Source organism: Streptomyces sp. MJM8645, from assembly GCF_001625365.1.
Taxonomy (GTDB): Bacteria; Actinomycetota; Actinomycetes; order Streptomycetales; family Streptomycetaceae; genus Kitasatospora.
In genome coordinates, this window is record NZ_LJJF01000003.1 from 37,460 (window position 1) to 50,103 (window position 12,644).

Genomic DNA, 12,644 nt, shown 5'->3' on the forward strand with positions numbered 1-12,644 from the left:
ACCGTCAGCATAGATCTTCTTTTACGGTTGCCATACCAAATATTTGCCGCCGCCCGCACCGCACCCCCACAACACCCGCAACACCCACAGCATCCGCAACACCCACAGCATCCGCAACACCCGTAACACCCCACGGCACCCGCAACACCCACGGCCCCAGACCCTAGGGTGGGGCGGATGAGCTTCCACGTGGTTGTCGGATACGGGCCCGCCGGGGCCGCCACCGCCCGCCTGCTGGCCGGGCAGGGGCACGCCGTACGGGTCGTCACCAGGACGGGGAGCCCCGCACGGGGCGGGGCTCCGGTGCCCGGCATCGAGCACGTGGCGCTGGACGCGGGCGATCGCGCGCGACTGACGGAGGCCGCACGCGGCGCAGCGGCGATCTACGGCTGCGCGGCGCCGCCGCTGCCGCAGTGGGCGGCGCGGTGGCCGGCGCTGGCCTCCTCGCTGTGCGCGGCGGCCGAGGCCACCGGGGCGGTGCTGGTCATGCTCGGCAACCTCTACGGCTACGGTCCGGTGCGCGGTCCGATGACCGAGGACCTGCCGCTGGCCGCGGCCGGCCCCAAGGGGCGGGTGCGGGCGGCGGCGTGGGAGCAGGCTCGGGCGCTGCACGGGGCCGGGCGGATCCGGGCGGTCGAGGTGCGGGCCTCGGACTTCTTCGGCCCCGGGGTGACGGACGGCGGGCACCTGGCCTCGCGGGTGATGCCGGGCCTGTTGAAGGGCCGGAGCATCGCGGTGCTCGGCGACCCGGACGCGCCGCACAGCTGGACGTACCTGCCGGACGTGGCGCGGGCGTTGGCCGAGGTCGCGGGCGAGGAGCGGGCCTGGGGGCGGGCCTGGCACGTGCCGACGGCCCCCGCGCTGCCGGTGCGCGCGATGGTGGAACGGCTGGCCGCGCAGGCGGGCGTCGGACCGGTCGCGGTGCGCCGGCTCCCGCAGGCGCTGCTGGGCGCGGCGGGGCTGTTCTCCCCGCTGCTGCGTGAACTGCGGGAGGTCCGTTACCAGTTCGACCGCCCGTTCGTGGTGGACGCCTCCGCCTACGAGGCCGCGTTCGCGGTGCGCGCGACCGCGCTGGAGGAGCAGGTGGAGGCGACGGTGCGGTGGTGGCGCGAGCGGACGCAGGGGCGTTGAGCCCCCGGGCCGGTCAGTGCTTGAGGGCGTCGGCGCCGCGGTAGCCGGCGGGCACGCCCTGGGCGAAGACCACGTCGGCGGTCATGTGGCGGGTGCGCAGCGGGAGGATCGCCTGGTAGGCGGGCGAGTCGTACCAGGCGCGCAGGCGTTGGCGGTCGGGGAACTCGATGAGGATGAGGTCCTGTCCCCAGGTGCCTTCGACGGTCTCGATCCGGTCGCCGTGGATGAGGAAGCGGCCGTCGAAGGGGTCCAGGGTGGCGTCGATGCGCTGGAGGTACTCGACGATGTCGGGGCCGAACTCGACCGAGTGGACCTGGGCCATCGCGTAGGCGGTCATCGCTGTTCTCCTGGGGGTTGGTCCGGTGTCCGTGGTCTCCGACGGTACGGGCGGGGGCGGAGGGGGCGAATCCGTCGCGGATCGGTAGGGGGTACGTAGTCTGGGCCGCCCCTGGCCGCGCCCCTGACCAGGCGGGGTGTCGGACGACCCCCCAGAAAACTGGGATACCGGCGATTGATCGGACGCTGACAAGCTGACGGCGGCGGACGGACCGGGTGGCCCGGGGGGCCCTCCGGACCGGCCGCCGCCCCTCGTCGTCTCCCCTTCTTGGAGAGCTCTGTGCGTTCGCTAGTCCGGCGTATCGTCCTCGGCATCGCGCTGGCCCTGACCGGCCTGGTGCTGGTCCCGGGCGGCTCGGCCTCGGCCGACACCCCCTCGACGGTCCTGTTCAACCAGAAGTCCGAGCGCTGTCCCAACGGCGCGATATGGGGCGGGCAGGGTCTGCACCCCTGCGCGCCGTCCGACAACCCGGGCCAGTGGGTGTTCAAGCCCGTCCCGGGCCTGCCGAGCGTCTACACCCTCAACAACGCCGCCGACCAGCGCTCCTGCCTGACGGTCGACAGCACCCCCTCCGGCGTCCAGTGCTACGCCAACAACACCTCGCAGATGTGGCGGGTCACGCCGTGGACCGCGGCCGACAGCGTCTCGCGGTACGGCATGCTCGGGATACGGCTGCAGAACATCTCCACCTCCCAGTGCCTGGACAACACCGAGCACAGGATCGGCGGCGGCTGGCGGCTCTACATGTTCGACTGCAACGACGGCGGGTACCAGGAGTGGGACATCTACCGCAGCACCTACGAGGCCCTGTTCGGCGGGGTCGCCACCCACAAGGGCATGACCTGGGCCGCCCTTGAGCAGCGCGCCGACAACGTCGTGCACGTCGGCAACGACAACAGCAGCAACGCGTACAGCGGCGACACCCCCGCCTCCGCGCAGCTGCCCGTGCTGTGCCTCAAGCAGGACGGCCGCCCCGCCCCCGCCGGTGTGCCCACCAGCGGCTTCCACAGTTGGGCCGGCGGCGAAGTGAAGGCCACCATCCCCACCTCCGGCAGCCAGCTCACCAGCCGGGCCGCCGCCGACCAGCTCTGCGCCGGCTACTTCGGCGCCGGCTTCCGGATGGCGGAGTTCCACGACGCCTCGGGCTGGGGCCTGTGGGCCAACGGCACCCTGCCCGTCGGCGGCCGCTTCTGGACCGCCATCACCGACCAGCCGGCCAACCCCTGGAGCTGACCGCACCCGGACGAGGGAGGGCGGGCGCCGATCCCGGCGCCCGCCCCTTCTCATTGCCGAAGTGCCGAACGCGTCACCGCCTGGGCCGATGTGCGCACTGACCACCCCCCAACCCGGCAGTGCCGGTCAGGTCGCGCGCTGTCCGTGGAGGAGGACGGGCAGCGCGCGGCCCGCCAACGCCTCGGCGGCACGGGCGGCTTGGGAGGGCGCCATGACGTCGTGGAGTTGGCGGACGGGGACGAAGCGGGCGCCGAACAGGCCGCTGCGGTGCCGGGGCGGGACGGTGAGGTGAGTGTCATCGCGCACCGCGCCGCCGTCGAAGACCAGGTTGAGGCGTTCCAGGTAGCGGTCGGCGGGGGTGAAGTCGACCGCGAGGACGTCGGCGAGGCGCAGGTCGAGCCCGGTCTCGGCGTGCAGGTTGCGGGCAGCGGCGAGGTGCGGGGGCTCGTTCGGCTTCGCGGCGCCGCCGGGCAGGATCAGCCCGTCCATGTAGTCCGGGTCGACGAGCAGGACGTCACCGCGCGGGTTGCGCACGAGGACGAGGCAGCCGAGCCGGCACACCGGCGGCTTGGCGAGCAGACGGGGGTCTTGCATCGGGCGGTTCACCTTCTGAGGGCGGCGAGGAGTACGAGGGAGAAGCCCGCCAACCACAGGAGGCGGGCGAGGAGTTCAGCCGTCACGCGTCAGACGCTCGTAACGCAGCCCCTTGCGGAGCAGGTCGACGACCCGCAGGAGCGCGGACGGGCTGGCCGAGCCCAGATTCACCAGGTAGCACCCGGTCAACCGGCCGTGCTCCCAGTCGACTTCGACGGACGGCAGCATGACGCCGCCCAGGGCGAGGACGGCCGTCAGGTCATCCAGAACGTCGGCCGCCTGCCGCCGCTGCTCGGCGGTCACGCGGGAGAGCATTGAGGACACGCTCACTCCCCCGGCCGCTTGTGGACCTCGAACACACGCCAGGTACTCCAGGCGTCGGAGAAGGACCTGAACCCGCGGAGCTCACCGTCCGGTTGGCGCAGCCACTCCCCGGTGAGCTCGTTGCGGACCCGGTAGAGGCGGGCCCCGGTGTCCCAGCGCACGCCATAGCCGTGGAGCTTGGCAGGCTGGGGTGACTTCATGGTCATGACTGATCGCCTTCCACGCGAATCTGCAGTCCCGCGAGCCGATTCACGATCGACTTCACTTTCTGCGCCCCAATCGTTACTCACCGCAGCTAGGCTGACCAGCGTGGACGTGTGCCACGTTGTGGTTGGACACACTGGAGGGGCTCCATGGCCTTCAAACCCAATAAGTTGGATCCGGGGCGCTCGGCCCGCGACCTGTTCGGCTGGGAGATGCGCAATCACCGAGAGCTCGCCGGCTCCATGTCGCTTGATCAACTGACCGAGATCCTCGGCTGCTTCTCGAAGGGGCACCTGGCCAGGATCGAGCGCGCCGAGTCGATGCCGCCGCCGGACCTGCCGGCCAAACTCGATGTCGCGTTCGGCACCAACGGGCTCTTCGGCCGCATCTACATACTCGCCAAGAAGGAGAACTTTCCCGGCAAGTACCGCCGTTGGTCCGAGATCGAGACCAAGGCGGAAACCATCGAAGAGTTCTCTGCTGCCACCATTCCAGGACTCCTACAGACCCCTGAGGTCGCACGACTCTCACTTCTCGCGGGTCATCCGCATGCCACCCCGCAGGAACTCGACGCACTGGTGTCAGCACGCCTCAACCGCCAGAAACGGTTGGTCTCGCCGACTCGTCCGCATTGCTGGTTCATCCTCGATGAGTCGACTCTCCGACGGCCGGTCGGGGACGCAACGGTGATGAGACGACAACTCGATGCCATCGCGTCAGACCAGAGGTCGCACATCACCGTGCAGGTTCTGCCATTCGCAGCAGGAGTCCATGCCGAGATGGGAGGGTCGCTCTTTCTCTATTCGGTACCGGGCCGTCCGATGGTGGCTTGGGAAGAGGGGGCCCGTAGTGGCGAACTCATCGAAGATGTCGAGGGTGTGGCCACCCGCCGGAGGTCATACGATCTGCTGAGGGCCCTGGCCCCGTCGCCCCGGGACTCCCGGGCGATGATCAGGCGCATCTCAAAGGAGTACGGCCGTGCGAGCGAACCATCATGAGAGCTGGCGAAAGAGCAGCCATAGCAACAACGATGGTGGCGCCTGCGTCGAAGTGGATGACGCGCACCCTGGTCGGGTTCGGGACAGCAAGGACCCCGACGGGCCCCGCCTCAACTTCCCACCAACCGCTTGGCAGGCATTCATCACCGCCATCCGAGCCGGGGAGTTCAGCACCAACTGATCCACCTGCGCGGATGGCTGCGCCGCGCAACCCAGGACCCCAAGCATCCGGAAGGACTGGCACCATGAGCTCCCGCCCCGACCTGTCCTCTGCCCACTGGGTCAAGTCCTCCCACAGCTCCGACGGGGGTCAGTGCGTCGAGGTCGCGCCCGGCTTCCCGAGCGTCATGCCCGTGCGCGACTCCAAGGACCCTCACGGCCCGGCCCTCGTCTTCCCCGCCGACGCCTGGCAGGCCTTCGTCACCGCCGTTCGCACCGGCGAATTCGGCACCGGCTGACGCTGCTCGATGGTGCCGCCGACCCGGCTCGGGGCGGCGGCACCTGACACTCTCGCTCTGGATCCGGCAGCCCTTCGCTTGCATGGGAAGAAGGAGCACGGAGCGGTCAACTCATCGAGGGTGCAGAGGGTGTTGCCGCTCGCCGCAGGTCATACGATCTCCTCAGGGCCACGGCCCGGTCGCCCCGGGGCTCCAGGGCGATGATCAGGCGCATCTCACAGGAGTTCGGTCGTGCCAGCAGGGAACCAGGAGAGATGGCGGAAGAGTAGCCACAGCAACAACGACGGCGGCATGTGCATTGAGGTGGACGATGCCCAGCCAGGTCGCGTGCGGGACAGCAAGGACCCCGACGGGCCCCGCCTCAACTTCCCACCAACCGCTTGGCAGGCATTCATCACCGCCATCCGAGCCGGGGAGTTCAGCACCAACTGATCCACCTGCGCGGCGCAGCCATCGCGGATGGCTGCGCCGCACAACCCAGGACCCCAAGCATCCGGAAGGACTGGCACCATGAGCTTCCGCCCCGACCTGTCCTCTGCCCACTGGGTCAAGTCCTCCCACAGCACTGACGGGGGTCAGTGCGTCGAGATCGCGCCCGGCTTCCCGAGCGTCATGCCCGTGCGCGACTCCAAGGACCCTCACGGCCCGGCCCTCGTCTTCCCCGCCGACGCCTGGCAGGCCTTCGTCACCGCCGTCCGCGCAGGCGAATTCGGCACCAACTGATGCTGCTCGACGGTGCCGCCGACCCGGGCCGGGGCGGCGGCACCTGACACTCTCGCTCTGGATCCGGCAGTCCTTTGCTTGGTTGGGAAGAAGGGGCACGGAGCGGTGAACTCATCGAGGCTGCAGTGGGTGTTGCCGCTCGCCGGCCGCTGTCCCCGCTCGCCGAAGGTAGACCGATTCTCACTGAAGTCTGATCGGATCTGCTGTTGTCGTGAGCAGGACTCGAGCGAGAAATCGCAGGCGCCGCCAAGGGGCGTCTCGTACCCTCGTCCTCACCGGTTCGCCGAATAGCCACTGAGGATTGTGTGAAGCACTTCGATCTCCACGCCAGGATTCCGTTGCTCGTGAAGACCATGGCCGCTGCCGACCACAGCCCGGACGCTCAGCTGACACAGACACGCCACCGCGCTTCACTCGTGGAGAGCTGGGACATCGAGCCCGGATCCACCGTCCTCGAACTGGGTTGCGGGCAGGGCGATATGACCGCCGTCCTCGCGGAGGCTGTCGGACCCCAGGGACGCGTGGTGGCCGTCGATGTCGCCGATCCGACCTACGGGGCGCCGGTCACGCTCGGGGAATCGGCGGCCCGGATCGCGGCGAGCCCGGTCGGGCCGCGCATCGACTTCCGCTTCAGCACGGATGTCCGCGACCCGTCGGTCGACTTCCCCTCCGACACCTTCGACCACGTCGTGCTCACCCACTGCTCCTGGTACTTCGCCTCGCTCGGGCAGCTGCGCGACACGCTGGCCCGGGTGCGGCCCTGGGCGCGGCGGCTGTGGTTCACCGAGTGGGACCTGACGCCCTCCTGCGGCGACCAGCTCGCGCACCTGCTCGCAGTATTGATCCAGGGCCAGATCGAGGCTGCAGGCTCACACGGCGAGGGCAACATCCGCACGTCCTTCTCCCGCGAGGCGCTGCTGCGGCTCCTGCCCGAGGCGGGCTGGACAGCGGACGGCGACGGGCCGGTCGACACCGACGCACTCCAGGACGCGGACTGGGAGATCGCCGCCTGTCTCGACCTGATCACCGGAGGAGAACGGTTGGCCGCGCTGCCCGAACCGGTACGGCAACTCGTCCTCAGCCAGAGCGACGTCCTGCGGGCCGTCGCCGCACCGCATGGCAACCGCCCGCTCGCGGCGTACTGGGTCACCGCACGCTGAAGTGCCACCCCGGCCAAACCTTCCGACCTCAGTCGGATCCCGCAGCCCTTGCACTTCCGCAACCCAGCCGGCCCGGCCCGGCGCCCTCGAACACCGAACCAGGTTAGAACTTCAGGCTACCCAAGGTGTACTGATGGCATCGCGTATTAGGTTGTCGTGAATTGGCCATGCTGGCAGTGGAGTTAAGAGGACATCTCATTTGGGGGCCTTTAAATCGAGTGCGAGAGTTCCGGTCCGGGTGATACAAGGTCTACGTGACTGAGCAATTCTCCTTCCCCACCCTGCTGCAGATGATCGACGAGCGGTCCGCCGCGTTCCGCGCCGCCGTCGCCGCTGCCCCCAGCCTCGACGCCGACGTCCCGTCCTGCCCGGGCTGGACGCTGTACGACCTGGCGAACCACCTCAGTGAGGGGGACCGCTTCTGGGCCTACATCGTGCTGAACACCGCGCCGGGCGACGAGCGGCCGAGCAAGGACGGGCTGGCGGCGCCCAGGGAGCGCGAGGCCCTCATAGCCTGGCTGGCCGACTCGACGGAGCAGCTGCTTGCCGCTCTGCGCGAGGCCGGCCCGGACCGGGCCTGCTGGGCCTGGTGGGAGCCGCTGGCCTCGCCGCACACGGGGGCCGCCGTGGCCCGCCGCCGCGTCCACGAGTCGCTGATCCACACCTACGACGCCCAGCTGGCCTCCGGTACGCCGCAGGAGCTGCCGACGACCGAGGCGGTCGACGCCATCGAGGAGTTCCTGGCCACCGTCTGCACCGTCACCGTCCCGTGGCCGCACGAGCCCGCCACCATGGACTACCACGCAGCCGAGGCCGGCTCCTGGCGCCAGACGGTGGACGCCGCCGGTTCCCGCTTCACCCGCCTCACCGCGGCGGAGGCCGCCGAGAGCAAGCCCACCGCCGCCATCTACGGCACGGCGAGCGAGATGGCCCTGCTCATGTACATGCGCATCCCGAACGGCTCGCTGCGGATGGAGGGCGACGCCGACCTGCTCCAGCAGCTGCAGAACGGGGGCTAACGGCTTGGGGAGCGATAAGAATCCGGGCAGGCTCGGCTGAGCAATCCGCCTGGGATCGATCAGCAGGACGTCGGGCGGGCGTCGGCGGCGAGGACGAGTTCTTTGCTCGTCTTGCGGGTGGCCCGGCGGGCTGACCGGTCGGAGACCAAGCCGGCTATGGCGGCTTGGGTCTCGGCGAAGTATTCGCGGCGACCGGTGTAGCGCTGCGCCACTGCTTCTACTCGGCGTTGGCGTGTTCCACGCAGATCCGGTTGGAGGACTGCGCTCGGCGTTCGTGCCGCCAGGCGTGCTGCTCGCCGAGGGTCGCGTCCTTCTTCGGCTTGCGGGGTGGGGCGGTGACCTGGCGTGGGAACTGGTTGGCGAGGCCCCGGTAGCCCTCGTCGACATGCACCTTGACGCCGGGGCGGCAGCGCAGTTGCTCGGCAAGATGCTGCCGGGATATGCCCGATAGGGCGTGATGAGACAAGGCCGCGCGGGCCGATGACTTCACATCCACGGGCGCCGCGCCTCGCGCCGCCTACGCCTGCCGCCGCTCCCACTGCTCCTTCGTGATCTCGTACCGCACACCCCCGTGCTCGGAACCCTCGACCGCCATCATGTAGTCCGGCGTGGGGATGTTCTCCGCGAGCGTCATCCCGAGCTTCTCCATGACGTTACGCGAAGGGCGGTTCACGGTCATCGTCTCGGCCCAGACCATGCGGATGCCGAGCTCGGCGAACCCCTTCGCCAGCAGCGCCTGCGAGACTTCGGTGGCGTAGCCCCGGCCCCAGGCCGCCTGGCGCAGGCGATAGCCGAGTTCGGCCTCCTCACGCGGGCCGCTGCGCCGCGGACGCAGGCAGAACCAGCCGACGAACGCGCCGCCGTCCTTCTCGTGCGCGGCGAACAGGCCGAGGTCATGATTCCAGCGCTCGTAGCCGGCGAGGATGCTGGGGATGGCGAGGTCGCGGACCTCCTCTGGCGGGGTTGGAGCGCCGCCGTTCAGGTAGCGCATCACCGCCGGGTCGCTGTCCAGCTCGATCAGCAGGTCCGCGTCGGCGGCGGCGAAGGGGCGGAGGGTCAGGCGCTCGGACTCGAGGTAGGTGGCCACGTGAGGATCATGGCCGAGACGGGTCGGACGGTCCAGGGAGTTTTCGGGCCGCGTCTGTCACCGGGTGGCGTTCTGACCGCAGTTCCGTGAATGATCTTCAGGTGGGCCGCGAGGGCTGTGGTCAGCTCGTTCGACCACTCTTGTGCAGCGCGGCGCTCGCGCGGAAGCGGATACGGCCGCAGCGGTCTTTCACCTCCTCGGTCGCGTCGTCCGGGCAGCAGCAGTGCCGAGCCAGCCAGGCCAGATCGCCAGGATCCAGCCAGAGTGCCACGCGCCCACGGTCGGCTTCGGTCTGAGGACTGGTCGGCTTGATCTCGGTCATGGCGAGAGGCTACTCAATCCGCAGCAAGCGCCTCGAAGATCATTCACGAAAGCGCGGGCAGAGCCTCTTTCAGACGGTCCGGGGGCGGCGGCGCCTGACGGTGTCGCTCTGGATGACGAGCCGACGCTGAACCACATCTGCCCAGACGGTGGGCGAGCCTGGCGAGGCACGGCCTGCGGTGGCTCGACGTCCCCGACGGCCCCGAACTCGGCGGTGGGAACGGGTGCCGGGGTCAGCGCATCAGGCAAGGGGGGCTCTCGCAGTACCTGTATCACCAGGGTCTCCCGGACGTTCAAAACGCCTGTCACCATGGACACACGCTGCAGCTTCACCCCCATCAGTTCAATTCAGCTGCCCCGAATGCGCGACCGTATCGGCGCGTTCTTCGACGGCAGAAGGGACGGAGACCAATGGCGGACAATCAATTCACCGCTCACGCGGAACTTTTCGATCTGAGCGGGAAGTACGCCCTTGTCACCGGCGGCACCAGGGGAATCGGGCTGATGATAGCGCGCGGCCTTCTCCAGGCGGGCGCCCGCGTCGTCATCAGCTCGCGCAAGGCGGACGCGTGCGCGGAGGCACAGCATCTGCTGTCCGAATTCGGCGACGTTCAAGCGATCCCCGCCGACCTGTCCAGGCACGACGAGTGTCAGCGCCTCGCCGATCTCGTCCAGGCCGGCTCGGAACGCCTGGACATCCTTGTCAACAACGCGGGGGCGATGTGGCGCGAGCCGCTGGCGACGTTCCCGGACGAGGCCTGGGACGCGGTGATCGACCTCAACCTCAAGTCGCCGTTCTGGCTGGTGCAGGCGCTGCTCCCGGCACTTCGCAGGGCGGGCACCGCGGATGATCCCGCGCGGATCATCAACATCGGCAGTATCGCCGCCATCCACGTCGCCCAGTCGCCCAACTACTCGTACGCCAGCAGCAAAGCGGCTCTCCATCAACTCACCAGGGTGCTTGCCAGGGAGCTGGGCCCACAGCACGTCACGGTGAACGCGGTGGCACCGGGAATGTTCCCGTCCCGGATGACGGCGTCCACGCTCGATGCCGTCGGCGACACGATCGCGGCGGCGGCCCCTCTGCGCCGGATCGGCCGCGACGACGACATGGCGGGTATCGCCGTGTTTCTCGCCAGCCGGGCCGGGTCCTACCTCACGGGCACCGTCATCCCGGTGGACGGCGGCATCGCGACGACCGCATCGGGCACCCCTTAGACTGCGGGACCGGCTTACGGTGAGGGGATGGCCACGATGGATCTGCGCACCGAGATCCGGGAGTTCCTCAGCTCGCGTCGCGCCCGCGTCGCACCCGCGCAGGCGGGCCTTCCCGCTTACGGCGGCAACCGTCGGGTCAAGGGTCTGCGCCGCGAGGAGGTGGCGCTGCTGGCGGGGGTATCGGTCGACTACTACGTGCGCATGGAGCGCGGCAGGCTCGCCGGTGCCTCCGATGGCGTGCTCGACGCGTTGGCCTCTGCCTTGCAACTCGACGAGGCCGAGCGCGACCACCTGTTCCACCTCGCGCGCCAGTCCACGGCGCCCAGCGGCCCGCGCCGGCGCAGGCCTGCCGTGACGGTGCGCTCGACGCTGCAGCAGGTGCTCGATGCGATCTCCGGTGCGCCGGCCTGGATCGGTAACGGCCGCTACGACGTGCTCGCCACGAACCGACTCGCTCGCGCGCTGTATTCGCCGGTGCTGGCCGACTCGCGACGGCCCGCGAACACGGCGCGGTTCGTCTATCTGAACCCCGAGGCGGCCAGGGATTTCTTTGTCGACTACGACCACATTGCCGGCGGCGTGGCCGCGAAGCTGCGCATGGAAGCCGGCCGCGATCCGCACGACGGGGAGCTGATCACCCTGGTCGGCGAACTGTCGACGTCCAGTGAGCTGTTCCGGCAGCGGTGGGCATCTCAGGACGTGCGGCTGCACCGGTCCGGCCGCAAGCGTGTGCGCCATCCGATCGTGGGCCGGCTCGACTTGGACGTCGAGTCCCTGGGACTGCCCGCCGAACCCGGCCTGCACCTCAACGTCTACACCGCACCCGCGGGCACACCGACCGCTGACAATCTGGCGCTCCTGGCGTCGTGGGCGGCCACCCAGCAGGCGCCGGCGACCGAGCTCGAAGCACACAACGGATAGTCCGGCCCCTTCAGTACTGGTCCGGTGGACCCGGGCCCGGTGGCGGGAGCGGGTGCCGGGTCAGTCCCACCAGAACGACCACTGGTGGGCGGCGACGAGGCCTTCGGCGTAGGCGGTCAGGGTGCCGGTACCCTGGAAGACGAGGTCGGGGCAGAGGGCGGTGTGCTCGGCGGCCAGCGGGAGGGCCTCGGCGAGCGTGGCGGGCGGGACGGCGACGCTCAACTCCAGGGTGTCGAAGCCGACTTGGACGACCTGGGCGCCGAAGCGGCGTTCCCAGTCGGCGAGCACGGCGGCGATCTTGGCGGTGTCGTCCTCGTGGTTGAGCGGGCCGCTCCAGCCGCAGGCGGCCAGCGCCTCGGCGCCGCTGCCCGCCTCGACCAGGCCCAGGCGCGCGTCCCGTACGGACAGCAGCACGTCGGCCAGGCCGCGGGCCTCGATGCCGGGGGCGCCGTCGGGGACGGCCGCGGCGGGGGCGGTGCCGGGCCAGGCGGGGCCGAAGGGGGCCAGGGCGGCGTGGAGTTCGGCGGCGTCCTCGGTGTCGAGCGGGCCCTCGGGCGCGTCCTCGTCGGTGCCGCCGAGCTGCTGCCACCAGCGGCGCAGCAGGGCGTCGGGGTCGTAGAGGGTGGGGTCGGAGGCGGAGGCCGGGAAGAGTTCGCCGGACAGCCAGGGGCGGTAGTCGGCGCCGTCGCCGAGGGGGACGAGCAGCAGCGGCCACAGGCCGGACTGCGGGTGGGCGCGGTGGAGTTGCTGCCACAGGCCGGCGGGGGCGGGGGCGTCGCTGATCCACAGCAGCGGCTCCGGCCCGTCCTCGCCGCCGACCAGGCGGCCGGGCGGGAGGGTGGCGGGCAGGAGACGGGACAGGTCCGAGGTCATGGGGCCACCGTAGGGGCGGTCACTGACAAGGGAGTTCGGGCAG

Annotated in this window: 19 protein-coding genes; 11 read left to right on the forward strand and 8 right to left on the reverse strand. The window is 70.1% G+C overall.

Features of this window, described 5'->3' with window-relative positions:
• Nucleotides 1–177 precede the first annotated feature (177 nt).
• Nucleotides 178–1,131 (forward strand): NAD-dependent epimerase/dehydratase family protein, encoded by a 954-nt coding sequence (locus A6F73_RS37120; RefSeq protein ID WP_063352865.1) that lies wholly within the window; start codon nt 178–180, stop codon nt 1,129–1,131.
• Between the two features lie 13 nt (nt 1,132–1,144).
• On the opposite strand, the gene A6F73_RS37125 is transcribed toward A6F73_RS37120, so the two are convergent.
• Nucleotides 1,145–1,468 (reverse strand): DUF1330 domain-containing protein, encoded by a 324-nt coding sequence (locus tag A6F73_RS37125; protein ID WP_063352866.1) that lies wholly within the window; start codon nt 1,466–1,468, stop codon nt 1,145–1,147.
• Between the two features lie 279 nt (nt 1,469–1,747).
• On the opposite strand from A6F73_RS37125, the gene A6F73_RS37130 reads away from it, so the two are divergent.
• Nucleotides 1,748–2,701: an RICIN domain-containing protein gene (locus A6F73_RS37130; protein WP_063352867.1), complete on the forward strand. Its 954-nt coding sequence runs from the start codon at nt 1,748–1,750 to the stop codon at nt 2,699–2,701.
• 126 nt (nt 2,702–2,827) lie between these two features.
• On the opposite strand, the gene A6F73_RS37135 is transcribed toward A6F73_RS37130, so the two are convergent.
• From A6F73_RS37135 to A6F73_RS37145, 3 genes are all read right to left on the reverse strand, one after another.
• Nucleotides 2,828–3,295, reverse strand: coding sequence for an NUDIX domain-containing protein (locus A6F73_RS37135; protein WP_063352868.1), 468 nt, complete (start codon nt 3,293–3,295; stop codon nt 2,828–2,830).
• Nucleotides 3,296–3,370: 75 nt separating this feature from the next.
• A complete protein-coding gene (locus A6F73_RS37140; RefSeq protein ID WP_159398750.1) occupies nt 3,371–3,598 on the reverse strand; it encodes a hypothetical protein in 228 nt (75 codons plus the stop codon).
• Between the two features lie 23 nt (nt 3,599–3,621).
• Entirely contained in the window at nt 3,622–3,825 is a 204-nt protein-coding gene (locus A6F73_RS37145) for a hypothetical protein (RefSeq protein ID WP_063352870.1), read from the reverse strand.
• A gap of 147 nt (nt 3,826–3,972) precedes the next feature.
• On the opposite strand from A6F73_RS37145, the gene A6F73_RS37150 reads away from it, so the two are divergent.
• The 7 genes from A6F73_RS37150 (at nt 3,973) to A6F73_RS37170 (ending at nt 8,181) form a co-directional block, all read left to right on the forward strand.
• Complete coding sequence (locus A6F73_RS37150) at nt 3,973–4,821, forward strand: helix-turn-helix transcriptional regulator (RefSeq protein WP_063352871.1); 849 nt, start codon at nt 3,973–3,975, stop codon at nt 4,819–4,821.
• On the forward strand, nt 4,802–5,002 hold the full coding sequence (locus A6F73_RS40115) for a DUF397 domain-containing protein (RefSeq protein ID WP_079136648.1): 201 nt from the start codon (nt 4,802–4,804) through the stop codon (nt 5,000–5,002). The genes A6F73_RS37150 and A6F73_RS40115 overlap by 20 nt, the downstream gene beginning before the upstream one ends.
• A 64-nt stretch (nt 5,003–5,066) precedes the next feature.
• On the forward strand, nt 5,067–5,279 hold the full coding sequence (locus A6F73_RS37155; protein ID WP_063352872.1) for a DUF397 domain-containing protein: 213 nt from the start codon (nt 5,067–5,069) through the stop codon (nt 5,277–5,279).
• Nucleotides 5,280–5,510: 231 nt separating this feature from the next.
• Nucleotides 5,511–5,711, forward strand: a complete 201-nt coding sequence (locus A6F73_RS40120; RefSeq protein WP_244293870.1) for a DUF397 domain-containing protein — start codon at nt 5,511–5,513, stop codon at nt 5,709–5,711.
• A 78-nt stretch (nt 5,712–5,789) separates the two neighbouring features.
• Nucleotides 5,790–6,002, forward strand: coding sequence for a DUF397 domain-containing protein (locus A6F73_RS37160; protein WP_063352873.1), 213 nt, complete (start codon nt 5,790–5,792; stop codon nt 6,000–6,002).
• A gap of 353 nt (nt 6,003–6,355) precedes the next feature.
• Nucleotides 6,356–7,162 carry a methyltransferase domain-containing protein gene (locus tag A6F73_RS37165; RefSeq protein WP_063353010.1) on the forward strand — a complete coding sequence of 269 codons (807 nt, stop codon included), beginning with the start codon at nt 6,356–6,358 and terminating at the stop codon, nt 7,160–7,162.
• A 254-nt stretch (nt 7,163–7,416) separates the two neighbouring features.
• Entirely contained in the window at nt 7,417–8,181 is a 765-nt protein-coding gene (locus tag A6F73_RS37170) for a maleylpyruvate isomerase family mycothiol-dependent enzyme (RefSeq protein WP_063352874.1), read from the forward strand.
• A gap of 217 nt (nt 8,182–8,398) precedes the next feature.
• On the opposite strand, the gene A6F73_RS42705 is transcribed toward A6F73_RS37170, so the two are convergent.
• From A6F73_RS42705 to A6F73_RS40130, 3 genes are all read right to left on the reverse strand, one after another.
• Nucleotides 8,399–8,572 (reverse strand): hypothetical protein, encoded by a 174-nt coding sequence (locus A6F73_RS42705; protein WP_208869273.1) that lies wholly within the window; start codon nt 8,570–8,572, stop codon nt 8,399–8,401.
• A 126-nt stretch (nt 8,573–8,698) separates the two neighbouring features.
• Nucleotides 8,699–9,268: a GNAT family N-acetyltransferase gene (locus A6F73_RS37175; protein ID WP_063352875.1), complete on the reverse strand. Its 570-nt coding sequence runs from the start codon at nt 9,266–9,268 to the stop codon at nt 8,699–8,701.
• Nucleotides 9,269–9,389: 121 nt separating this feature from the next.
• Nucleotides 9,390–9,590, reverse strand: coding sequence for a hypothetical protein (locus A6F73_RS40130; protein WP_079136650.1), 201 nt, complete (start codon nt 9,588–9,590; stop codon nt 9,390–9,392).
• 410 nt (nt 9,591–10,000) lie between these two features.
• On the opposite strand from A6F73_RS40130, the gene A6F73_RS37180 reads away from it, so the two are divergent.
• Both A6F73_RS37180 and A6F73_RS37185 read left to right on the forward strand, forming a co-directional pair.
• Complete coding sequence (locus A6F73_RS37180; protein WP_063352876.1) at nt 10,001–10,807, forward strand: SDR family oxidoreductase; 807 nt, start codon at nt 10,001–10,003, stop codon at nt 10,805–10,807.
• Nucleotides 10,808–10,843: 36 nt separating this feature from the next.
• Complete coding sequence (locus A6F73_RS37185) at nt 10,844–11,728, forward strand: helix-turn-helix transcriptional regulator (protein ID WP_208869276.1); 885 nt, start codon at nt 10,844–10,846, stop codon at nt 11,726–11,728.
• Nucleotides 11,729–11,788: 60 nt separating this feature from the next.
• Here A6F73_RS37185 and A6F73_RS37190 read toward each other — a convergent pair whose 3' ends face one another.
• Complete coding sequence (locus A6F73_RS37190; protein WP_063352878.1) at nt 11,789–12,601, reverse strand: DUF4253 domain-containing protein; 813 nt, start codon at nt 12,599–12,601, stop codon at nt 11,789–11,791.
• Nucleotides 12,602–12,644 lie beyond the last annotated feature (43 nt).